The 23,821-nt window shown below is 34.3% G+C and carries 22 protein-coding genes; 12 read left to right on the top strand and 10 right to left on the bottom strand.

Features of this window, described 5'->3' with window-relative positions; all coding sequences use genetic code 11:
* Positions 1-75 precede the first annotated feature (75 nt).
* A complete protein-coding gene (locus ASE21_RS11655) occupies positions 76-855 on the top strand; it encodes a phosphatase PAP2 family protein (RefSeq protein WP_057122840.1) in 780 nt (259 codons plus the stop codon).
* Positions 856-949: 94 nt separating this feature from the next.
* Here ASE21_RS11655 and ASE21_RS11650 read toward each other — a convergent pair whose 3' ends face one another.
* Positions 950-1,174: a hypothetical protein gene (locus ASE21_RS11650; protein WP_057122839.1), complete on the bottom strand. Its 225-nt coding sequence runs from the start codon at positions 1,172-1,174 to the stop codon at positions 950-952.
* 249 nt (positions 1,175-1,423) lie between these two features.
* On the opposite strand from ASE21_RS11650, the gene ASE21_RS11645 reads away from it, so the two are divergent.
* Both ASE21_RS11645 and ASE21_RS11640 read left to right on the top strand, forming a co-directional pair.
* A complete protein-coding gene (locus ASE21_RS11645) occupies positions 1,424-1,786 on the top strand; it encodes a hypothetical protein (RefSeq protein ID WP_057122838.1) in 363 nt (120 codons plus the stop codon).
* 134 nt (positions 1,787-1,920) lie between these two features.
* Positions 1,921-2,838, top strand: coding sequence for a phytanoyl-CoA dioxygenase family protein (locus ASE21_RS11640; protein WP_057122837.1), 918 nt, complete (start codon positions 1,921-1,923; stop codon positions 2,836-2,838).
* On the opposite strand, the gene ASE21_RS11635 is transcribed toward ASE21_RS11640, so the two are convergent.
* The 5 genes from ASE21_RS11635 to ASE21_RS11615 form a co-directional block, all read right to left on the bottom strand.
* Positions 2,811-5,120, bottom strand: coding sequence for an ATP-binding protein (locus ASE21_RS11635; protein ID WP_057122836.1), 2,310 nt, complete (start codon positions 5,118-5,120; stop codon positions 2,811-2,813). The genes ASE21_RS11640 and ASE21_RS11635 overlap by 28 nt on opposite strands.
* Complete coding sequence (locus tag ASE21_RS11630; protein ID WP_057122835.1) at positions 5,120-5,722, bottom strand: biliverdin-producing heme oxygenase; 603 nt, start codon at positions 5,720-5,722, stop codon at positions 5,120-5,122. Before ASE21_RS11630 ends, ASE21_RS11635 begins: the two co-directional genes overlap by 1 nt.
* 129 nt (positions 5,723-5,851) lie before the next feature.
* Positions 5,852-6,490, bottom strand: coding sequence for an NAD(P)H-binding protein (locus ASE21_RS11625; protein WP_057122834.1), 639 nt, complete (start codon positions 6,488-6,490; stop codon positions 5,852-5,854).
* Between the two features lie 64 nt (positions 6,491-6,554).
* Positions 6,555-6,920, bottom strand: coding sequence for a hypothetical protein (locus ASE21_RS11620; RefSeq protein WP_057122833.1), 366 nt, complete (start codon positions 6,918-6,920; stop codon positions 6,555-6,557).
* A gap of 18 nt (positions 6,921-6,938) precedes the next feature.
* On the bottom strand, positions 6,939-7,460 hold the full coding sequence (locus ASE21_RS11615; protein ID WP_057122832.1) for a PPC domain-containing DNA-binding protein: 522 nt from the start codon (positions 7,458-7,460) through the stop codon (positions 6,939-6,941).
* Between the two features lie 193 nt (positions 7,461-7,653).
* Here ASE21_RS11615 and ASE21_RS11610 point away from each other — a divergent pair, with 193 nt between their 5' ends.
* Positions 7,654-8,244 (top strand): hypothetical protein, encoded by a 591-nt coding sequence (locus tag ASE21_RS11610; RefSeq protein ID WP_057122831.1) that lies wholly within the window; start codon positions 7,654-7,656, stop codon positions 8,242-8,244.
* A gap of 45 nt (positions 8,245-8,289) precedes the next feature.
* On the opposite strand, the gene ASE21_RS11605 is transcribed toward ASE21_RS11610, so the two are convergent.
* On the bottom strand, positions 8,290-9,057 hold the full coding sequence (locus tag ASE21_RS11605; protein ID WP_057122830.1) for a methyltransferase domain-containing protein: 768 nt from the start codon (positions 9,055-9,057) through the stop codon (positions 8,290-8,292).
* 542 nt (positions 9,058-9,599) lie between these two features.
* Here ASE21_RS11605 and ASE21_RS11600 point away from each other — a divergent pair.
* The 4 genes from ASE21_RS11600 to ligD all read left to right on the top strand — a co-directional run bounded on the left by ASE21_RS11600 (position 9,600) and on the right by ligD (position 16,246).
* Complete coding sequence (locus ASE21_RS11600; RefSeq protein ID WP_057122829.1) at positions 9,600-11,408, top strand: T9SS type A sorting domain-containing protein; 1,809 nt, start codon at positions 9,600-9,602, stop codon at positions 11,406-11,408.
* Positions 11,409-11,452: 44 nt separating this feature from the next.
* The gene (locus ASE21_RS11595; protein WP_057122828.1) at positions 11,453-12,943 is read left to right on the top strand and encodes a hypothetical protein; all 1,491 of its coding nucleotides are present in this window, start codon (positions 11,453-11,455) and stop codon (positions 12,941-12,943) included.
* 233 nt (positions 12,944-13,176) lie between these two features.
* The gene (locus ASE21_RS11590; protein WP_057122827.1) at positions 13,177-13,659 is read left to right on the top strand and encodes a hypothetical protein; all 483 of its coding nucleotides are present in this window, start codon (positions 13,177-13,179) and stop codon (positions 13,657-13,659) included.
* Positions 13,646-16,246, top strand: coding sequence for a DNA ligase D (gene ligD, locus ASE21_RS11585; protein WP_057122826.1), 2,601 nt, complete (start codon positions 13,646-13,648; stop codon positions 16,244-16,246). Before ASE21_RS11590 ends, ligD begins: the two co-directional genes overlap by 14 nt.
* On the opposite strand, the gene ASE21_RS11580 is transcribed toward ligD, so the two are convergent.
* The 3 genes from ASE21_RS11580 to ASE21_RS11570 all read right to left on the bottom strand — a co-directional run bounded on the left by ASE21_RS11580 (position 16,243) and on the right by ASE21_RS11570 (position 20,728).
* On the bottom strand, positions 16,243-17,019 hold the full coding sequence (locus ASE21_RS11580) for a Ku protein (protein WP_057122825.1): 777 nt from the start codon (positions 17,017-17,019) through the stop codon (positions 16,243-16,245). The two genes, ligD and ASE21_RS11580, sit on opposite strands and share 4 nt — an antisense overlap.
* Positions 17,020-17,140: 121 nt before the next feature.
* On the bottom strand, positions 17,141-18,364 hold the full coding sequence (locus ASE21_RS11575; RefSeq protein WP_057122824.1) for a PQQ-dependent sugar dehydrogenase: 1,224 nt from the start codon (positions 18,362-18,364) through the stop codon (positions 17,141-17,143).
* A 159-nt stretch (positions 18,365-18,523) separates the two neighbouring features.
* Complete coding sequence (locus ASE21_RS11570) at positions 18,524-20,728, bottom strand: TonB-dependent receptor (RefSeq protein ID WP_057123182.1); 2,205 nt, start codon at positions 20,726-20,728, stop codon at positions 18,524-18,526.
* A gap of 370 nt (positions 20,729-21,098) precedes the next feature.
* Here ASE21_RS11570 and ASE21_RS11565 point away from each other — a divergent pair, with 370 nt between their 5' ends.
* From ASE21_RS11565 to ASE21_RS11550, 4 genes are all read left to right on the top strand, one after another.
* A complete protein-coding gene (locus ASE21_RS11565; protein ID WP_057122823.1) occupies positions 21,099-21,659 on the top strand; it encodes a GNAT family N-acetyltransferase in 561 nt (186 codons plus the stop codon).
* A 273-nt stretch (positions 21,660-21,932) separates the two neighbouring features.
* Positions 21,933-22,367 (top strand): DoxX family membrane protein, encoded by a 435-nt coding sequence (locus ASE21_RS11560; protein ID WP_057122822.1) that lies wholly within the window; start codon positions 21,933-21,935, stop codon positions 22,365-22,367.
* A 195-nt stretch (positions 22,368-22,562) separates the two neighbouring features.
* Complete coding sequence (locus ASE21_RS11555) at positions 22,563-23,399, top strand: sulfite exporter TauE/SafE family protein (protein ID WP_057122821.1); 837 nt, start codon at positions 22,563-22,565, stop codon at positions 23,397-23,399.
* Complete coding sequence (locus ASE21_RS11550) at positions 23,386-23,793, top strand: DUF1634 domain-containing protein (protein ID WP_082603465.1); 408 nt, start codon at positions 23,386-23,388, stop codon at positions 23,791-23,793. The genes ASE21_RS11555 and ASE21_RS11550 overlap by 14 nt, the downstream gene beginning before the upstream one ends.
* Positions 23,794-23,821: the final 28 nt, after the last annotated feature.

Raw genomic sequence — 23,821 nt, 5'->3', positions numbered from 1 at the left:
AAATTACCAAAGCAAGTTAAAGATTGTCTATGAGAAAAAACTACGTTTTTAATTAACATTTTAATTTTATTTAATATGCTAAAAGCGGTTTTATTATTCTTTTTAGGCTTTGCTGCTCTGTCTGCACAAACTATTGTGAATGACAGCATTACAGTTCAGGACACGGTTCATAATTTGAAATTTAACTCCAAACAGCTCATCATTCCGGGTTTATTAATAGGATATGGAGTTATTGGTTTAGAAAGCGACCAGCTTAAAGGTTACAATTCTGAAATTAGAAAGGAAGTTCAGGAAGACATCGACCATAAAATTACAATTGATGACTTTTCTCAGTATGCTCCGGCTGCTTCTGTTTACGCTTTAAATGCCTGCGGAATAAAAGGAAAAAACAACCTGAAAGACCGTTCTATTATTCTGGCAGCTTCTTATTTGATGATGAGTACAACTGTTTTTGCCTTAAAAAATATCACCAAAGTCGAACGTCCTGACGGAACTTCGAACAATTCGTTTCCTTCCGGCCATACGGCAAATGCTTTTGCGGGTGCCGAATTTCTGTATCAGGAATATAAGGACCAGTCTGTCTGGTACGGCGTTGGCGGTTATATCGTGGCGACGGCAACGGGGCTTTTTAGAATGTATAACAACAGACACTGGCTTACAGATGTTGCAGCAGGCGCCGGAATCGGAATTTTGAGTACAAAAGCAGCGTACTGGCTTTATCCTTACCTCAACAATAAAGTATTTAAATCTAAAGAAAACAAAATTTCTTCTCCAAAAGAAAATAAAGTTTCTTCTATGATAATGCCTTTCTATAACGGAAAACAAGCAGGATGCGGACTTGTAATGCAGTTTTAATTCATTGTAGGGAACTTCAGAAAATGATCAATAAAAAAATCCTCTTTCATTACGAAAGAGGATTTTTTATGTAGTTTTTTTCAAATTTGAATGCTTATTTTTTGTTAACATCTCCTGGTTCCGGATCTCTGTCTTCATTACCTTCGTTAGCACGGGTTGTACCTTTTGTACCTGTATTTATAGAGGTGCTGTCTCCGGCTTTAATAGCATCTGATTCTGTTGATACTGAAGTTCCTGATGCAGAACTTGATTTACAGGAAATAAATAATGCGGTTAAAAGGATAAATACCAGAATTTCTAATTTATATATCGTTTTCATAATCAATTTTTTTAAGTTAATAAATAATACTTTCTCAAATTTAATTATAATGAAAGCCCGCTTTGTTTCATGATTTTGTGTTTTTATTACACAATTAACTACAAATCAATATTTTAAATAAAATGATGACAATTAAACAACTATTATTAAAAATGCTGTAAAAAAAATTATACCACCTCAGCTTAATTTTGAATTACTATTAGACAATATTGGTTTCAAATATTCAATATCAATTAAAAAACAGGAATTATGAGAGCAGATAACAATATTAATTACGATCAGTACGAAAGTAATTTTACTCAGGACAATCAAAGTTATGTTGACCAGTATCAACAAGAACATATTGGTGACGAAAACACTTTAGAACAGGAATATCTATTAAACGAAGATCAAAATTATCTGGATAATGAATTTTCAAATGCATTGGAAAGAGATGATGAAGAAGATGAAAAAGATGAAGATTGGGATCAGGATGACTGGGAAGAAGAAGATGACGCAGATGATGATGAAGATTTGGACGAAAGTGATCTTGATGACGATCTTGTCGAAGATTATGATGAAAATGATCGTGAACCGGAAACTTTTGCAGATGATGGTTATAAAATAGATTAATCCCGACTAAAATATTTAAAAAAGTGCTGTATGTATTTCATGCGGCACTTTTTTTTATACTAAAACACGTATTTATACTTTATTTAAAAGTCAATAATATAGTATTTTTGAGTTCAGCTTTAAATCACAAATTTATGTCCCAGGATATTCTTGAAAATTTATGGAAACGTACTTTAACTTCAGCAACTGATTTTGATACAGATACAAAAACCTGGGATCAGGAAATTAAGGCTTTGTATCAATTGGGAATCAGCATGGAGGATACAATGTCGTTTTTATATACCAAACAACCTGATTTTGAAAATTTTAAAAACTGGATTGATTCTAAAAAGAAAAACGCAATAGGCATTGAGGAAGAGGTTACTGATAATGTACTATCAGAAGAAGATCTGGAGTTTTGGAATGAAAACGGATATGTAATTGTAAAGAATGCAATTTCAGTAAAAGATTGTAAAGACACCGAAAAGGCGATTTGGGATTTCTTAAAAATGGATCCTGACCATAAAGAAACGTGGTATATGAGACATGAAAATCAAAAAGGTTTGATGCTTAATTTTTCAGATCATGAAACGCTGCATAAAAACCGATTTTCTCCAAAAATAAAAAAGGCGTACGAACAGCTTTATAAAACAACCCAAATATATAAAACGATTGACAAGGTAAGTTTTAATCCGCCGGAAACCGAAGATTTTTCTTTTTTGGGAAGTCCGCTGCATTGGGATATCAGCTTACAACAACCTCTTACTTTTGGGTTTCAGGGATTGCTGTATCTCACCGACTGCGGTATCAATGACGGCGCTTTTCAATGCGTTCCCGGATTTCATAATAAAATAATCGACTGGTTAAATAATCTGGAACCAAATGAAAATCCAAGAACAAAAGCTCTGGAAACTTTACAGCCAAAAGCGATTGTGGGTAATGCAGGCGATTTCATAATCTGGAATAATACGCTGCCACACTGCGCATCGCCAAACAGAGGCAAAAAACCCAGAATGGTTCAGTATCTTACTTATTTACCAAATGATTATGATTCTTCGGGAAAATGGATATAATTTGGCATGGTAAGAGTTTCTTCGGGATTGCAGGGAAAATAAATTTTTATATCGGTTCCTTTTCCTAATTTTCCAACAGCCTGAATGTTTCCTCCTACTGTCTGCATAATTTTTTTACATAAAGCCAGCCCTATTCCGGATCCTCCATATTGATCCTGATTGTGAAGTCTTGTAAAAACCTTAAAAATGGTTTCGGCATACTTTTGCTCAAAACCAATTCCGTTATCCGAAAAATTGACCCAGTGACAATAAATTTTATCCGCATAACCTACTAATTCAGGTTCTTCTGATGCTGTTATTTTAATGACCGGAGTTCTTTCGGGTGAAGCGTATTTTAAGGAATTCTGAATAATATTAGAAAACAATTGCCTCATTAAGAAACCAATTGCATAAACTTCAGGAAGGTTTTCACTTTCAATTACAGCATTACTTTCTTTGATATTTTCATTCATCTCAGCCAAAGTAACATTTAAAATCTGATTGAGATCTACTTTCTGCAAAGCATCACGGGTATTTTTTATTCGGGTAAACTTTAGAATATCTTCTAACAAAACCCGCATTCTTGCTGCCGATTTTGACACTCTGACTAAAGAATTAGAAATCGATTCTAAAGGAATAACATCGAGTTCTGTAAGCATTTTTGATGTAATTAACTGAATCTTACGAAGTGGTTCCTGCAAATCGTGTGTACTAATCCAGTTGATGTTTTCAAGCTCAGAATTGGTTTCCCTTAATATTTCACTTTGTGTACGGTACTTTTCTTCTTCTTCACTAAGCATAATCATCATCAAATAGTTATGAAGCGTATGTGCATATTGAGTTGCAGCATTAATTTCATACTGTTTCCAGATATTACTTTGGTTTTTAATAATCTGTTTCCAGATATTAAATGAATTTCTGGGATGAAGTCCGTTGGTGTCTTTTACGATCGCTTTTTCAGGTTCTCCTCCCCAGTTTATTTCTGAAATTGTTTCCGGTCTGTACCAAATTATATGATTAGAGCTGTCAAGAGAATAATAAATTATACCCGCAAAATCAGAACATTGTTCCATTTCGGGGAAACTTACATAATCACTTAATTTATTGGTAACAAATGTTTTGTCTGATACTTTATCACTAATTTGCTCAATTAATTCCGTAATCTGCTCATCAGACGGAACCAAACCACTTTTATAAATTTTATTTTTTGCAACAAGAGAAACTCCGGAAGCGTTGCAGATATTTAATAATTGCGGCGTATTTACAATAGTTTCTAAAGAAGTTTCTGAAAGCGGAAGTTCTAAACTTGTCAAATGTTCCAGTGCCTCTGATATTTTTCTTGCACTCACATTTTCATCATTTGACTGTCTTATATCAATCTGCGAAGTTATAAACTGTCCCTGAAGTTTGGCGGCAAGTCTTATTTCCGGAGAAATATTCTTTTTAGAATAATGATGACAGGCGATTAACCCCCAAAGTCTTCCCTGATGAATAAGTGAAATTGTCAAAGTTGCGCCAACTCCCATGTTTTTTAGATATTCTACATGAATTGGCGATGTGCTTCTTAGAATAGAAAGGCTTAAATCGAGGTTTTTATTTTCTTTATTATCATCAATTGTAAAAATAGGAACGGGTTTGTATTCTATATCGACAATTAACCTGAGTTGATTTTTTATGTATAATTCTCTGGCCTGAACCGGAATATCGGTATGCGGATAATGTAAACCTAAAAAAGGTTCCAGATCTTCCCTGCAATTTTCGGCATATACTTCTCCGTTGTACTGTTCGTCAAATCTATAGATCATTACACGATCATACCCTGTTATCTCCCGTGTTCCTTGTGCTACAAGTGCACACAAATCTTTTAGAGAAGTTGTATTGTTCATTTGGGTTACAAACTGAATAATCTGCGTGTAAACATCAGCCAGTTTTTCTCTGTCAGGAAATTTTGGTTCTGCTTCTAAAATATAAATGTCAAAGCTTTTATGAATACTGACCTGAAATAATTCGCCCAAAAGAATGATTTCGAGAGGAAATACATCCTGAATTTTATTTTCGTTATAATCTATAACCTGCTGCAGCGTTTCTGAACCAAAAATTGAAGCAAAATCTTTTCCGAGGGCTTCGGTATGTTTTATATTGATAAACGAAGAAATATTTTCGGTACAAAAATCAATTTTCCAGTCGGAATTAAGACCAATTAAAAAGCCGTGCGGCTGTATGCTGCCCGGAATATGGATGGGTTCGTGCTCACAATTGGTTAAAGTAACAATATTGCGGTTGACTATATCTTTAATCTTCATTATTTTCCTCGACTCTCAAAATGATTGTAAATACTATCAAAAGCATAGACAGCTCCTTTTATAATATCTTCTGAACAATTATTATGCTCTTCATATTCGGCAAACATATTTAGAAAATTTTTCCAGTAACTTCCTGTGGTGTCGCCATAACCTGTAAAATAAGATACGCCTTCACCGCCAGACAAACGCTGATTGGCTGTAATATTTTTTAAAATAAATCTTCCTCCCAAACTCGAACCTTCGATAACATAAAAGATACCAAGTGCAAAAGAAATACTCCTGCCCGAAACATCAAAAACTTTAGCCGCATCGGCTTTGTTGTAATTAAGAAATTGAAGATCACCTTCTATAAGGTGCTTCTTTTTTCTTTGACCCAAATCATCAATAACGCCCGCAAGCATCGGATAAATTACATCCTCTGTGTTTTTATGCACATCATGCATCAGGCTTAAATAGTGAATATAATCTTCTATTTTCATGTCCGGAGATAAAATAGAAGCAGAAACCGGAAGGCTTTCTAATTTTTTATGTGAATCTGCAGTTTGGGTTTTAATATCAGTTAAAAATTCTGAAGAAAGAAAAGATTTAGTATTTGTACTCATCGCAGGTAATAATTGTTACTATTTTAGGAGAGTCAAATTTTTTACTTCCTTATGAAAACAAATTTATAAAAAAACATTTCGATTCTTTTTAAAAATCCGGTACAATTTATTCTATTTTTCTAATTTTTATCAAAAATCAAAAATTTCTTTAAGCTCAATTATTATTGTGCCTGCAGGAAGCTTTTTGGGAGCGCTAACCAATTTTGACGCAAGAAGCTGCGTTTCAAGCGGTTTGAATTTTTTCAGAATCCCTATTGCATTTAATATCGTAATTAGTTTAACTGAAATTTTTTCGCCAATCCGGTCTGAGTCTTCCCGAACTAATGGTCCGGGCCTAAAAATTATATATTGTTCAAAATTAAGCTCTGCGATATAATCTTCCAGCTTTCCCTTCATTTTTGAATAAAAAACACTGCTTTTTGCAGATGCCCCGTATGAAGAAACCAAAACAAACGATTTTACTCCGTTATTTCGTGCTGCTACAGCAAATGCAGCCGGAATATCAAAATCTATTTTCCATTGATTTTCTTTTGATCCCGCAGCTTTTAATGTGGTTCCGAGACAGGAAAACAAAACATCTCCGTTAACCTGATCTTTAAAAGAATCAATAGCTGCAAAATCAACTATATGTTCTGTTAATTTAGAATGCACTATTCCGGAAGGCTTTCTAACAAAAGTAACGACAGCAGCATAATCATTATCTTCAAGGAGTTTATCTACTAAAAATTTTCCTGTTGAGCCTGTTGCTCCAATTATCAATGCCTTCATAATGAATTAAATAAATATTTTGAATAGTGCTAAAGATACTCAAAAAACATTCATTTATTACTACCTATTTTTTAGGTTTTATCCTCACAGAATCTTTGTCTATGTTTTGTTTTTTTGATGAGCTGGTATAAGTTGAACCATCTTCTGCATCTTCTCCTGGACCGGTTCCTGTTCCCGTTCCTCCGTCAGCTGTACCTTTTTTTCCTAAGTCAGCATCTGGTGTTGTACTTGCGGCACCCGTATTTGGGGTTCCGGTAGTTTTATTTGTTCCGGTTTCGTTTGTACCTGTACTATCTACCGGTTTTTGGGTACTGTCTGGAACAACAACGGTTTCAATTTCATCACTATACCCATCTTTATTATTTTTACACGAAAATAAAGCTGCGGCCAGAACAAGAACTCCTATAGTCGATTTGAATACTATTTTCATAATCAGAATTTTAATTTATTATTTTAAACAAGGTAACTGTAACACATTAGCATTTAAGGGCTGTTCGATTTTTCTTTCGAGTTTTTCCGGAGTTACTCTTATGTAAATTTCCATAGAACCTGTGCCCACTTTCAGGGCGAGAATGTGTCCTCCGTAAGCATTAAATTTATCATCGGCAGCAATTCCATGAATATGCAGGGAAGGTTTTCCTTCAGTCCATGCAATTGATCCGGTTAAATTTCCCATTTCGACTTTATTGAAAGTTTTTGGATTGAATTTCTTTTCAGTAAAATCATAAAATCCAAAAGTAACTTCCTGGGCAAAACCAATTCCGGTAAAATCTGCTGACGGAATCTGCTGCTGTTTTGCTAAGTTTTCAATTTCATTCAAAACATTGTCGCCTTCGCGCAAAACCATCAAATAACCATACGAAGTTTTAGTGAAACGGCATTTTTGACTGTCATTATTCTGCTGCGCCTTTGCGTTTACTGCGAGACTCATAAAAATAATAAACATGACTTTTCGAAAAGATAAATGCATTGCCTTAAATTTTAAATAGTTACAGAATCTAAAATTACCGTGATCTTAATACAAACTTTTATACTATTTAATGTTGTTCTTACAAAACTTCAACTTTCGACAATTTGCATGCAATAAATGCTATAATGAGTTGTTATAATTATAGATGAGTCTGGAATACGGCTTGTCAATATTGAAAAATAAAATAAAGTATATGAAGAAAATATTGTTTTTAATAATGGCCGCTGCTTCCTTTCATGCATATTCGCAGGAAGAAGTAAAAGGCAAATACCAGCCAATTCAATCAAAAACTCCGGAAAGTAAAGAAGTGATTCCGCCTGCAGAAACTCCTCCAACCGATGAGCCGACTCTTGCCAAAGATCCCATTGTTTTAAAAATAGATCCAAACGAACTTTTTAAAAACAATACACTGTATAAGAGAGAAGCCAATGTTGAAGGAATTTTTTACAGACGTAATGAGTATTTAGGAGGCTTTGTTACAAAATCGTCAACATCAACCGTTCGTTATCGCGATGCAGCTTTTGTTGACGGCGATAAAATACGAGTATATCATAACGATAAAGTTATTGAACCGGAAGTAAATTTAGTTGGAGAATTTAAAGGTTTTAAAATTAACCTGGTAAAAGGGATGAATAAAATCGATTTTGAAGCTTTAAACGAAGGTTCAGCTTCTCCAAATACAGCAGAATTTCAGGTTTATGATGACGAAGGAAAAGTTATAGAAGCAAGCCAATGGAATGTTGGTACTGGTTATAAAGCCGTTATTATTTTATATAAAGAATAAAGTTAATTCACATTACAAAAAAGCCTGCAGATCTTGCAGGCTTTTTTATGCTTTTCTTCCATACATTAAGAGTCTTTTAAAAGAATATATTGCCGGAAGTTTAGGAAAATGTTTTTCAATTCTTTCTTTATAGGCAGCAATAAAAAGTTCTTTTTCTTCTCCGTCAAGCCTTTCCATGTAAGGAATTAGTGCAGAACCGGAAATAAAATTATAAAGTGTATCGTGATCTTCTGCAATAATGGGATAAACTTTCTGGATGATTTCAATATCCTGCAGTCCGCCGTCAAAAAGTATTTGTGCATAATCGTCAATACTCAAAACTGGCGATTCTCTTTTATATCCTTTTAAAAACGTTTTAAAAGGTTCTTCATCCACCAGTTCAATGAGGATTTTGTTGAGTTTGTTTTCAGGCTGAACCGGCATTTGTACGGCAAACTGTCCATTTTTATGAAGTAAATTTAATAAGTCGGGAAACAATTTTTCATGATCATCAGACCATTGCAAAGCTGCATTACTAAAAATTAAATCCCATTTTTCTCCTGAAAGTATGGTTTCTTCGATCGTAGCTTTACGAAAACGCAGATTAGGAATTTCAAGCGATTTTGATTTCTCCAACATTTCTGCAGAAGAATCGACACCTGTAAAATGTGCCTGATTAAACTGATCAGCCAAAATTGCAGTCTGCTCTCCTGTTCCGCATCCTAAATCTATGGCTTTCATTCCATCAAAAGGTTGTATAAATTCTGTTAAATCATAAAATGGCTGATAGCGAATATCTTTGAACTTATTATATACTTCAGGATTCCAAGGCATGTTCTAATTATTTTTAGGTTAAATGTGCTGCAAATACAAGCATACTGCACATTTACTAAGTTACTCAATTTTCAATTTAACTGGTATGAGTCAAAATGCTAATAATTCTATAAAATTTAGAACTATCATAAAAAGGAAACAATTTAATACCGGTCCGTAATTAGAAATGAAGGTTAAATCAGAATAACTTGCCAAAGTTTATGTTTTTAATAATTTAATAAATAAAAGCTTTGTAAAACCAAGATTTTCATTCAAACAAACAATCCTTTAAAATTGCAAAAAATGGTAATTATATAATTATCGGCAAAAATTATGTAAGAAATTCAAACGCTTCTAGGTTAAATTTGATTATAGTAAAATTCTTAAAATATTTACTTATTGCTATTAATAAGTAAGTATTTTTTTAGTTTAATTAATATAGAAGTCTTTTTTTATGTTTTTCTAAAAACTGAAATCTTTAGAAATCATATTTAAAAGATTCATAAACTACTTTGAAAAAATAGTTTTCTATATAAGTCCATAATTTTTTAAATAATCCGATTATGAAAAAAATTACCTTCCTCTTTTATATCATTTCTATTCAGAGTTTTGCCCAAATGTATGTTGGCTCGAATACTCCTGTTTATGTAAAAAATCAGATCTTATTTGTGCAGCAGAATATTAATCTTGCGGCAAATTCCAATCTTTATTTAAGAAACCTTTCCCAGCTTGTACAAGGTACTGCCGGCACTTCTACCAACTCTGGAACCGGAACCATTTCTGTTTATCAGGAAGGAAGCTCAGATAACTTTGATTATAATTACTGGTGTTCGCCTGTTGGTGTCGGAAGTGTAACTGCAGGAAACAGTAATTTTGGGATTACATTGCTAAACAGACCTCTTACTTCGACAAACTCTACTCCTGCTGCTATACTTCCACTTGCCAATTATGACGGAACTGCAAATCCGCTTGCGATAGCTTCCCGATGGATATACAAATTAACAAATGCAAACTATTATTCGCAATGGGTTCAGGTTGGAGGAACAACCACACTCGCGCCGGGCGAAGGTTTTACTATGAAAGGCACCAGCGGAAGTGACGCTACAGATCCGGAAGGAACCGGAGCTAATAATCCCGGCAGCGGCGGAGGCGCACAACGATATGATTTTAGAGGAAAACCAAATGATGGAACCATTACTGTTACAGTGGGTACAAATGCCTCAACCTTAACAGGAAATCCTTATCCTTCGGCACTGCATTTAAATGCATTTTTATTAGATCCTTTAAATAGTGCCTGTACCAGAATCGCCTATTTCTGGGAACAGGACAAAACCATAAATTCTCATTTAATCGCAGCCTATAGAGGTGGTTATGCAACCTATTCGCCGGGAACTCTGGGCTCCAGCGGAATTTATGTTCCTGCAACTTTTAACAGTTATAAAGGCGATGGTTCTTTAAACAATGTAGGAACATCATCAGGACTTATGCGACAACGAAAATATGCTCCTATTGGACAGGGTTTTATTATAAAAGGAGCTTCAAATGGTTCTGTAGCTTTTAGAAATTCTCACAGGATTTTTTATAAGGAAGGCGCTGGTTTATCTCAGTTTGAAAAACCTGCCAGACCACAGACTACAGCAAAAAATACCGATGCGGAAAATGAAGAAGAAGAAGAAATTACAGAGATTCCTCATATCAGAATTAATACAATTATAAACAACCAATTTACAAGACAGCTTGCGCTGGCATTTTTACCGGAAGCCACAGATGGTATTGATCCCGGACTTGACGCAGTTAATATCGACAGCAGTTTGCCAAATGATGTTTCGTTTTTACTGGATGACAGAAATTTTATTATACAAGGGGTTAATTTTGATTCTGAAAAAAGAATTCCGTTAGCTGCGAAAGCTGCAGAAAGTACAACTCTTAAATTTTACATCCCTGAAGTTATAAACTTTGACCCTTCACAAAATGTTTATTTGTATGACGAATTAGACGGATCTTATCATGATATTAAAAATAGTAATTATGAAGTTACAATAGCTCCGGGCGTTTACAAGGATAGGTTTAAAATTACTTTTACCAATAAAACGCTTGGTATAAATGAGGAGACAAAAAATACTTTTATAATCCGTCAGGACAATTCAAATCATGTATTAAAAGCTTCAAATCCAAATCTGATACAATTTAAATCCTTTGCCCTATATGATATTCTGGGAAGAAAAATTCTCTCTAAAGATAATGTAGGAACAGAAGAATCATATGATTTCTCTACTTCCGGCTTAAGTTCCGGACTTTATATTGCTTCATTCATTACCATTGATGATGAAAAAATAACTCAAAAAGTAATTATTTCCAATACAGGCAAGTAAATATTGTTGTTGAATAATAGCCAAATAACTAAAAACCACAAATTATGATAACTAACACTGCCCCTAAAAACACAACATTCATAATACTGTTTTTTTTCCTTTTATCATTCGCAGGAAATGCACAAATTGGAATTGGGACTGTTACTCCAAATGCAAGTTCTGTATTAGACATTACATCGACTACTCAGGGAATGTTAACCCCAAGAATGACTACAGCACAGCGAACTGCCATAGCTGCTCCGGCAGACGGATTATTTGTTTACGATACTGATTTAAAAGCATTTTATTTTTATTCTACCGGAACATCTGCATGGGTAGCAGTCAACAGCGGTGTAACTCCCAGAATAAATTTCAAGCGTATCAGATCTACAGATAACTTAGCTACAGTCCTTGCAGCAGAACTTGCCGCCGGCGGTGGGAGCAAATATCTTCTAAATTCCAACACTTTATACGAAATAAACGGTACCGTAACATTTAATTTCCCTATAGATTTAAATAATGCTTACGTGCAGGGTCTTGACGCCAATGATGATATTATCCTGCGAACTTCAGGAAATATCTTTGAAGGAGCTACCGGGGGAAGCATTCGAAGTGTTACGCTCAGAGCGGCATCCGGAAGTGTTTTTAATCTAAACGGAGCTGCAACTCAAAATCTTGTTTTTAGAGATTGTATTGTGGCCAATTCGAGCAGTGTGGGTACAATATCTGGTTTTGGACTCGTTTTTATAAGTATTATTCAGTTTGCAGGAAATACAAACGGAATAACATACAATAATATAACACAGCTTTTATTAAGCAATCTGGGCTGGTTTAGCAGCAATGCAGGGACCTATGAAAAATTAACCGGTACCTTTACCTTAGTTGAAAAACAAGGAGGCTTTAGTCAGGTTGACGGAACCGCTATAGGATTTGATGTCTCTACATCTGGTTTGACTATTACAGGAGATGCGGTACTTGAATCTGTTGTGTTTACTGGTTCAAATACAACTGGATATGTTAAAGGCTATACAACAGGAACGTATCCGGGATATAATTTTAACAACAGCTGGAATGTAAGAGCAGCCGGAATCCCAACAGAAACAGATGCCAATGCCGCAGGGGATTTTGCTATGGATTATGCCGTAGGAAGCGGTTTAGGAGTTAGTTTTACAAGTGGTTTAAATCCGAGTAATATTGTAAAAGTAGGTTCCGGAACTCCGCCAACAACATATTCTAATCTATTTAGATTCTCAACTGACGCGCCAAACCGATTACGATATTTAGGAAAGAAAAAAAGAATTTTCCAGATATCAGGATCTATTTCATTTCAGGTACCTGCAGCGGGTACATACATCATATACATTGCAAAAAACGGAACTACTTTAAGTCAGTACAAAATTTACGGAAGAGGCCAGGCTACAAATGATATTGTAGTACTTCCTTTAAATGCTTCGGCTGAACTTGTTAATAACGATTACATTGAAGTTTATGCACAACGTTATACAGGAAGTAATTCAGATATCATAGTACCCAATATGACTGTTACTCTCAAATAATATTGCTTTTCAATTAAATCAAAATACAAACCCTATATTCAATATAGGGTTTCTTATTTATTATGCACTTTCGGGCTTTTTTCTATCAATAAATCCATAATCTTAGATCTCTACTACATTCTATAACCCATTCAATTCCTGATAATTATATAACCCAGAATTTTAATAGTATAATCATAAAAAGAGTTTCTAAAGTAACTTTGAATAAGCATTCAATTTTAAAGATTCTTTATATGATTTTATATGTTATACTACAATTATTGATCGTTTCAATTATGGCAACATCGGCCATGACTTTGTTTAGTTATGCCATATCAAATAGTTTTAGGGAATTGTATAAAGAGCCCGTTCTTTTAGCTTATGTTATTGATAAAATGAAAATAGAACTTTCAGCACAATCAAAAAAAACCTGGGGCTGGTTACTGCATTACGTAATCGGATTTTTGTTTGTTGCTGCCTATCATATAATTTGGGTAAAGGATATACTGCCAATTACCCCGCTCACTGCTCTTATATTTGGAGTAATCAGCGGCGCAATTGGCATAATCAGCTGGGTATATATGTTTAAGATGACCCATCATCAACCCCCAATTGATTTTAGAGGTTATTATATTCAGCTGTTCTTTGCCCATATTATTTTTGCAATTGTTGCTACGCTGTTCTACTCTATTACATTAACCCTTTTAATACTTGCAAAAACCTATGTCACTGTCTAAATACAACGAAAAAAGAGATTTTAAACAAACACGAGAACCAAAAGGCAAGATTCAAAAATCGGCCAGCGAATTGGTGTTTGTGGTACAAAAACATGCAGCATCGCATCTGCATTATGATTTTAGATTAGAGATGGACGGCGTTTTAAAAAGCTGGGCAGTTCCAAAAGGGCCTTCAATGGATCCTGAAGTAAAACGTCTTGCCATGATGGTCGAAGATCATCCGTACAGTTATAAAGATTTTGAAGGCACTATTCCCGAAGGAAATTATGGTGCCGGCAATGTTATTGTTTGGGATAACGGAACTTATATTTCTGATGAAAAAACCGATTCTCAGGAAAAACAATTATTAACTGATCTTAAAAAAGGTCGTTTGAGTTTTATTCTGAAAGGAAAAAAATTAAAAGGTGAATTTTCATTGGTCAAGCTTCATGGTAAACAGGAAAATGCATGGCTTTTAATTAAAAAACAAGATCAATATGCAACTGATGCCGATATTTTAGAAAAAGACAAATCTGTTATTTCTAAAAGAAGTTTAGACGAATTAGAAAAAAAATCGGAAAAACAAACTGCACAAACCGAAGAGAAAAAAGCAGTCAAAAAAATCACAAAAAAAAAGTCTGAAACAAAATCTCATGAGGTATCTTTTGTAAAACCAATGCTGGCCAATACAATCGATCATCCTTTTGATGATGAAGAATGGATTTTTGAAAACAAATATGACGGATACCGTACAGTAGCTGTAATTAATAATCAAAAAGCAGAGTTATTCAGCAGGAATAAAATTTCTTTCAACACCAATTTTAAACCCATTGCAGAAGAACTGAAAAAAATAGATCATACCGTAATCCTTGACGGTGAAATTGTAGTAGAAAATGAGTCTGGAAGAGCCGATTTTCAACTGCTTCAGAATTATCTTAAAACAGGTGTCGGAAATTTAAAATATTATGTTTTTGATCTGCTGAATTTAGACGGAAATCCTGTAACAGAATTGTCTTTACTGGAAAGAAAAGAACTTCTTAAAATCTTATTCAACAAATATGATTTTATTAATATTTTTTATTCTGAACATACAATTGGAAACGGAATTGAGCAATTTGAAAAAGCAGGAAAAAATAACAGTGAAGGTATAATTGCAAAAAAAGCTGACAGCACTTATTCTCTGGGCGCAAGAACCAATAACTGGCTGAAAATTAAGATTTCAAACGAAGAAGAAGCTATTATTATTGGAGTTACCGAACCTAAAAATTCCCGAAAATATTTTGGTGCCATTCTTCTGGGCCAATACAATGGAAAAGAACTTCAGTTTATTGGTAAATGCGGAACCGGATTTACAGAAACTGTTTTAAAAGAGCTTTATACAAAACTTAAACCTTATTTTATTGATAAATCTCCGCTTAACGTAAAAGTACCTTTGAGAGATAAGATTCAGTGGATTAAACCTAAACTGGTCTGTCAGGTAAAATATTCAGAATGGACACAGGATAAAAATTTAAGACATCCGGTTTTTTTGGGTCTGCGAATAGACAAAAAAGCCAGTGAAGTTGTTTTTAACGGAAAAAACAGCGGCATTAGCAGCAATGGTAAAAAAGAAAACGGGGAAAAGGAAAACAAAAAAATCAATCTCAATCAAAATAAAATGGAAGATTTAAAAGAAAAAACAGAAAATGATTACGATTTGAAAGTGGGAAAAGCTACACTTCATTTAACGAATCAGAATAAAATATATTTTCCGGAAGATGGTATTACAAAAGGCGAAATAGTGCAGTATTATAATGAAGTTGCGCCTTTAATCCTGCCTTACTTAAAAGATCGTCCGGAATCGATGAACCGTTTTCCAAACGGAATTGACTCTCCAAGTTTTTATCAAAAAGATATAGATTTAGATAAAACACCTAAATGGCTTAAAACAAAGAAAATCTTCTCAGAATCGAATGAGGAAAATATCGATTATCTTATTTGTAATGATAAAGAAACACTGCTTTATATGGCAAATTTAGGCTGTATAGAAATCAATCCTTGGAATTCAACCATAAAAAACATTCACAATCCCGACTGGCTCGTAATGGACCTTGATCCTGCAAATGAAAATGATTTTCATATTGTTGTTGAAACTGCACAAGTCGTAAAACAAATAATGGATGAGTTAGAAACAGAGTGTTTATGTAAAACTTCCGGAGCAACCGGACTCCATATTTACATTCCGCTTGGCGCACAGTACGATTATGATTCTATTAAAATTTTAGGAGAACTAATTGCAAGTGAAGTACAAACAAGGCTTCCCGATATTACGACTATTGAACGAAGCATCAAGAAAAGAAACGGTAAATTGTATATCGATTACCTCCAAAACCGACGAGGACAAACTTTGGCAGCACCTTATTCTGCACGTCCAAAACCCGGAGCTACAGTTTCTACTCCTCTGGAATGGAGCGAAGTAAATGAAAAATTACATCCATCGCAGTTTACTATTAAAAATGTATTAAAGCGATTTGAGAAAAAAGGAGATTTATGGGCACCAGTTTTATCAAAAGGAGCCAATATCAAAAAGATTATTAAGAAGTTAGAAGAAAACCAGGAAAAAATCTAAGATGATTTTTTCTTGGTTTCTAAACTTGCCTTCAGCATAGACATTAAATCATCATTTGGTTTACTGTGAACCACTTTAAGTTTAGTTGGTTTCTGTACTTTTCCTTTGGCTTTCTTTTTAATAATATTAAGAAGTTTAGCCGTATATTCATCTTTAAAACCTGTAATATCAAATTTTTCAGTAAGCTGGTCGATTAGTTTTTCGGCCATATCCATTTCCTTGGTGGCTTTTTTAGAAACAGGAGGAAGTTTCAGTTCGTCTGTACTTCTTATTTCCTGTTCAAAACGAATTCGGTTTAAAACAATGACATTTTTATAAGGTTTTAAAATCGCAAGACTTTCTTTATTTCGCAGCACAAAACGGGTTACTCCAACTTTTCCCGACGCCTGCAGGGCATCACGAAGTAAGCCGTAAGCATTCATCGCACCCTTGTCTGGCTCCAGATAATAAGGCTGTTCGTAATAGATGCTTTCAATTTCTTTTTCAAAAGCAAAACTCTCAATATCAATAGTTTTAGTCTTAACGGCATCTGCAGCTTCAAAATCTGAATCTTCCAGAATGACATATTTATTTTCTATTTTATACCCTTTTACAATATTGGCAAAATCGACTTCTTTTCCCGTGTTTTCATTAACACGTTTAAACTTGATATTAGAAAGATCTTTTTGATCCAGCATATCCATATCAAGATTGCTTTCCTGCACGGCAGAAAACATTTTTATCGGAATATTAATCAATCCGAAACTTACTGAACCTGTCCATATTGACCTCATAATTAGCTCTTTTAAAATTAATTAAAAATTACGAATTAAAATAGAGTTTCGGCTCCAATTTTTAATTCGTAATTTTTAATTCAATTCTGATAATTCACAATTAATAATTAACCATTAACAATTATTTCTTATCTATTCTGTAAAGTCTTCCCTGGTCTGTTACAGCGTACAATGCGCCGTCGCCGCCCTGAGTTATATCTCTAAAACGCTGCCCTTCACCTGCAAGAAGTCTTTCCTCTCCTACTACTTTATTATCCCTGATTACAAGTCTTGCAATGTGAGTTGCACTCAATGAACCTATGAATAAATTATTTTCCCATTCCGGTACACGATTTCCGCTGTAGAAAGTCATACCACTTGGAGAAATAACAGGATCCCAGTAATAAACCGGCTGTTCCATTCCTTCTTTTTGCTGAATTGCATCACCAATTGGCTGTCCGCTATATTCAATTCCGTAAGTAATTGTCGGCCATCCGTAATTTGCTCCGGCTTTCAAACGGTTGATTTCGTCTCCACCTCGTGGTCCGTGCTCACTCTGCCAGATTTCTTTCGTTACCGGATGAATGGCAAGACCCTGCGGGTTTCTATGTCCGTATGTATAGATTTCAGGTAAAACATTTGCTCCTCCAAATGTTGGATTTCCAGGAGCCGGCTGTCCGTCTTTAGTAATTCTGATTACTTTTCCAAGACTTGCAGTAAGCGATTGTGCCAAAGGTCTTGTCTGCAAAACAGATCGCTCTCCGGTACTCACTACAAGATTCCCTGTCTGATCAAAAAGAATACGTCCGCCGTAATGTAAATCACTTGGATTGGCAGGACTTGAACGGTAAATCACTGTGGCATTTTCGATTGTTTTTTCATTTGCTGCTAATTTTCCTTTTGCTACAGAAGAAATATTTCCGCCTGTTACCGCTTCAGAAAATACCCAGTAAATCATTCTGTTTGAAGCAAAGTCCGGATCCAGACACAACCCTAATAAACCGCCCTGATTGGCAGGATTTACGGTTGGCAAACCTGTAATAGGCTCACTAACTACTCCGGCTGTTGTAACGATTCGCATTGTTCCGGCTTTTTGGGTTACTAAAATTCTTCCATCAGGAAGTACTTTTACGCCCCACGGATTTGAAAGTGATGATGTAATAATATCAGCTTTAAACTCTGTATCTGTAGTCATACCATTTATTCTGGTCTGACCGCTAAAAGCAGGTTTATATTGTGTGTTTGCAGGATTAGTTTCTACAGGATCTGTTACGGTTCCGCCTCCATTTGCAGGAGTATCGTCATTGTTGCAGCTAAAGGCAAATAATGCACTCGAAAGAAGAAAAATATACTTTAGATTTTTCATAGTAGTTATTTATTAAATTAATTTGGGTTATAACTCCAAATATCTAAAATAATAAATGCAAAATTTTATATAATTTAAGGAAAGACTTACAGAATTATACCAGCCAAAAAAGCCCAATTCAGTGAATTGGGCTTTTAAAATTGATTTCTATCAAAAAATTTACCAGCTATATTTTAGAATTAATCTTGCATTAAATGGTGTTCCCGCCGTAAAATGGATTTCTTCAACCGGATCAGTTTCTGCGGCCAGACGGGATTCGGTCAGGAATTGTGTTTCTTTCCATTTTGTATCGAAGATATTGTCGATATTAACTCCTATGGATATTTTTTTAATTTGATAATTTACAGAAAAATCGGTTATGCAGTATCCTTTTGCAATTACTGAATTATCTTCATTTGCCGGGCGGTCAGCTAAAAATCTTGTTCTTAAGCTGCCTGAAAATCCTTTTAAATCCTTTACCGAAAAGCCGTTCATTAAAGTATGAACCGGAGCAAGCGGTAAGTAATCATTTCCTTTTGGTTCGTCAATCGATCTTGCGCGTGTATAGGTATAATCTGTGTTCCAGAATAACCAGTTTGTTAGTTGATATCTAAAACCAAAATCAAAACCTTTTCTTTCTGTTTTCCCACTTGGTTCTACAACCGCTTCATCTCCAACATAGACAAATTCCTGCGCCAGATATAAATACCAGACTGCTGAGTTAATAATCATTCTTGGAAAAGGTTTCCAGTTAATTCCTAAATCTGCTCCATAAGTTTCAGGAAGGTTTTTTTCTCCTTTTTGTGCCACAGCAACCCGGGTATCATTACTATGAAAACCTTTTCCTAATTTTAAAAAGTACTGGAGCTTTTCATTTTGAGTATATAAAAAGTTCAATTTCGGACTAACAATTGCTTTTGTCTGTGTCTGATTGGTATAGGTTGGCGCTAGCTGGTCTTCATAACCAAATTTGAAATAATCCAGACGCAAACCTCCATTTACCAGCCATCTGCCTGAAATAAAATCTAAACTGCTGTACGTAAATAGATTGGTCTGATTTACATTTCCTAAACTCAAATAATCGAGAACCGTTTTTCTATTTAAAGTATGCGATAATTCTACATCTTTATTATTATCGTTTCGCAATCCCGCACCTAATTTAAAAAGCCATTTTTCATTCAGTTTCTGATTATATTCTGACTGGAAACCTACAATTGTTCTGTTTTCTTTTTGTTTAATCTGATCGCCATTTACGGGGTCATTCAGGAAAAAGGTAAAATTAGAATACAATTCAAAATCATATTTACTTAAATATGCCGTATTTTTAATATGTGTGTTTTCATCAATCTGTGCATCATACTGCAGGTTAAAATTGGTTCTTCCGGTATTTCCTCCTTCGTTTGGATCTATTGCACCATAATGCGAAATCGTTCCGTCATTTACTGCACGATCCGGAATTTGTCCGCTTGCATCCCACTGACTTTTAAAATGGGAAACAGAGAGTGCAAGTTTGTCGCCGTTGGTCATTTTTGCCGCATATTTTCCGAATAAATTAATTCGGTTAAAGTTTTGAGGTGCATCAAAATAACCTTCTGTCATCATATATTCTCCTGCAAAATAAGCAGACTGGTTTTCTTTATTCAGTAAATTAAACAAAGCAACAGTGCGAAAAGTGTCAAACTGTCCGCCTTCAAACGAAACAGAACTGTTTTGCAGCGCATTTTTAGTATTAAAGCCAACAAATCCGGCGGTTGTAAAATCACCTTTGTCTGCAAAATAGGAACCTTTATTAAAATCAATATTGTCAACTGTTTCCGGAATTACAAAGTGAAGATCAGCATAACCTTGTCCGTGGGCATGCGAAACCATATTTACCGGCATTCCGTCAACGGCAACATTAATATCGGTTCCGTGATCGCAGTCAAAACCTCTCAGAAAAATTTGTTCTGCTTTTCCTCCACCCGCATGCTGACCAATAAAAAGTCCGGGAACTTTTCGCAATAAATCCTGAGAGTTCGATATGGGCTGAATTTCTAAATCTATCTTAGAAATTGTATTTAAGTATTTCAGATTATTTGTGATGGTAACTTCTTCTAATAAAAATGGCTTTTCATTTAGTTGAACAGCCAAAAAATCGTTAGATGAAAGTTTAATTTTCTGCGTAATAAATCCTTGTTTTGAAACCTGGAGACTGTCTTCGGGTCTGGCTTCTTCTAAAGTAAATTTTCCGTTTATATCGGTATGAGCATGTGTTTTTGAAATGAGATCACGAATTAAAACATCTGATAAAGGTTTTCCGGCTGCGTCATTTACAACACCCGAAACAGATTGTGATTTTACTGAAAAAGAAATGAAAATAACAGAGCATAAAAGTAGTAAACGCATATAATGAAATTTGGTAATGCAGGCCAAAAATAACATTATAATAAGGTTTACTCCAAACTTTTGTTTTGTATGTTGATGTGCGATTCAATTTGAAATAAAAAATATTGTTTACTTAAAATTTTATTTAAACACATAGAGACATAGAAGTTTTGATTTAAAAAAAAGAAACGAAAAAGAAACTAGTTTCTCAAACATAGCTTATGCAAAAGCTATGTGTTTAAATAAACTTTCAAACTTATTCCCGACTTTTATTTCTGCATCAAAGCTATGTTTGTTGAAGCAAGTGAAACACCTTTATACATAAAGCAAAACTATGTTTCTATGTGTTTAAATAAAACTTTAAATTTGCACTTATCAAATCTCTGTAAAAATGATTATCAGAAAAGCCAAAATATCCGATTCTAAACAAATTGCACCCATCTTATTATTGGCAATGGAAGATCTCATTTATAAGTTTTTCAATAAAAAAGATTATGCTGCTGCAAAAGACTTTCTGCAGTATTTTATTGAAAGAGAAAACAATCAATATTCCTATCAAAATTGTTTTGCAGCCGAAGCCGATAATGAAATAATTAGTGCCGTAAATATTTATAACGGCTCTGATTTGGAAGCGTTGCGTTCTCCAATTGTAGAATATGTAAGAACGCGTTTTAATCCCGATTTTGATCCTGAATTTGAGACACGTGCCGGAGAATTTTATATTGATTCGCTTGGTGTAAATCCTAAGTATCAGGGAAAGGGAATTGGATCTAAAATACTTCAGTTTTTAATTGATGAATATGTTTATAAAAACAAACAAACTTTAGGTTTACTTGTTGAAGAAGATAATCCGCTGGCGAAAAACCTCTATTTAAAACTCGGGTTTAAAGTTGTGGGCGAAAAAATGCTGGTTGGAAAAAAACTTTATCATCTCCAGATACACCCGAATTAAAATCGGCTCTGCCAAAAAAATCTACTTCGCATTCGTCCTAATATTTTAGCGTTTTCATCAAACTAAAAAACGATAAACAAAGGCAGAATTACATTAATAGCAAAAACCATTAAAAAATAGTGATTTTCAAATCAGGATTTGATGATAATAGGAATTTTAAACAATTTGAAGCTTAGAATATCGTTATAAAAAAGATTTCCCGACTTTATAATTCAATATTAAGTTGAAAAAACAATCGTTTAATTCCTATTTTGACAACAAATAATACACAGAATGAAAAATATCACAACATTAGAAGCAGGTTTGGTTTTAAGAATCATTTTAGCAATTACCATGTTATCAGCAGTAGCTGACCGATTTGGACTTTGGGGAGCCCCGGGTTCAAACGGAGTTGCCTGGGGAAACTGGGAAAACTTTGTTCTTTATACCCAGACACTAAATTCTTTTGCCAGTAAATCTACAGCAGAAATATTGGGTGCAATAGCCACTTTTTTCGAAATCTTATTATCTGTTTTGTTACTCTTTGGATTTAAAACCCGAATTGCGGCTTTGGGAACAGCGGCTTTAATGCTTTTATTTGCTTTTGCAATGGCAATATCAGTTTCTGTAAAAGCTCCTTTTGATTATTCTGTTTTAACAAGTGCAGCTGCAGCTTTACTTCTTTCGACAATTGGCAAAACTGTTTTTGCTGTTGATAATAGAATCTAAAATCGGCATTAAATCTTAAAAGCAATACAAGTTCGCTAAGCTGAGAAATCTTATAATAATGATTCTTTAGTTTCTGTTTGCGAATTTATCAGGTTATTATTGCAAGTACTGAAAACTGAGAACATTTTTAAGCTATATTTAAGGTCACGAACAAATATGTATTCGTAAATTAGCCTCAAACAAAATTTATCTTTAATGACAGTACTTACATTTACCCTGATAATGCTGCTTGGTGCTTTTTTGGCAGGTTTTATTGGTTCGTTATCAGGTTTGGGCGGAGGTATAATTATCATTCCGCTTTTAACTATTATTCTCGGTGTTGACATACATTATGCAATTGGAGCCGCTTTGGTTTCTGTAATTGCAACTTCTTCAGGATCTGCTGCAGCTTATGTAAAAGAAGGAATAACCAATATGCGCCTCGGTATTTTTCTTGAAATCGCAACAACAATCGGAGCTGTTTGCGGGGCATTACTTTCCACCATCGCACCTACTTCTTTTATCGCAGTTTTATTTGGTCTTACTTTAATATTTTCGGCTATAAATTCTCTCAGAAAAAAAGAAGAACATATTGTATTAGAATCCAGTCCTCTTGCTCAAAAATTAAAATTAAAAGGAACTTATCCAACCCATGACGGGCAACTAGTAAGTTACGGAACAAAAAATGTTATTGGCGGTTTCAGTATGATGGGAATTGCCGGAATGATGTCTGGTTTATTAGGAATTGGTTCCGGTGCTTTTAAAGTAATTGCAATGGATAACATTATGAGAATCCCGTTTAAGGTTTCAACTACAACCAGTAATTTTATGATGGGCGTTACGGCAATGGCCAGTTCTGTTATTTATATACAAAAAGGATATATCGAACCGGGAATTTGTATGCCCGTTGTCATTGGTGTATTGTTTGGCGCTATGGCGGGAGCAAAAATTTTGGTGAAAACAAATCCTAAAAAACTCAGAATATTTTTTGCCTGTCTGATTTTTGTTTTGGCGGTTAATATGATTTATAATGGACTTAATGGAAAAATCTAAAGCGATGACAAAAGAAAAATTTGGAGAAAAAGATTTCCAGAGCATTATTGGAAATTTATTACGCTATGGAGTCTGGATTTCTTTATCGGTAGCATTTATCGGCGGAATTATTTATTTGATGCATCATGGAAACGACGTTGAAGATTATTCTGTTTTTAAGGAAAATGACCAAAATATATTTGAAGTAATTAAAACGGTTTTTAATGGAGTAGCTTCCGGAAGCGGAGAATATTTAATTTTTTTCGGAGTTATATTATTATTTCTGACGCCCGTATTTAGGGTTTTGCTTTCTCTTTTTTCATTTATAATAGAAAAAGATTATTTATACGTTGTTATCACATTGATTGTGATTATGATTATTATAACCAGTATTTCATTTGGTTTTTCACATTAATAGGGGAATTTTATATTTCTGAATTTAG

Origin of the sequence: Flavobacterium sp. Root901, from assembly GCF_001429765.1 — a bacterium.
Taxonomy (GTDB): Bacteria; Bacteroidota; Bacteroidia; order Flavobacteriales; family Flavobacteriaceae; genus Flavobacterium.
This window is presented reverse-complemented; position numbering and strand designations above follow the sequence as displayed.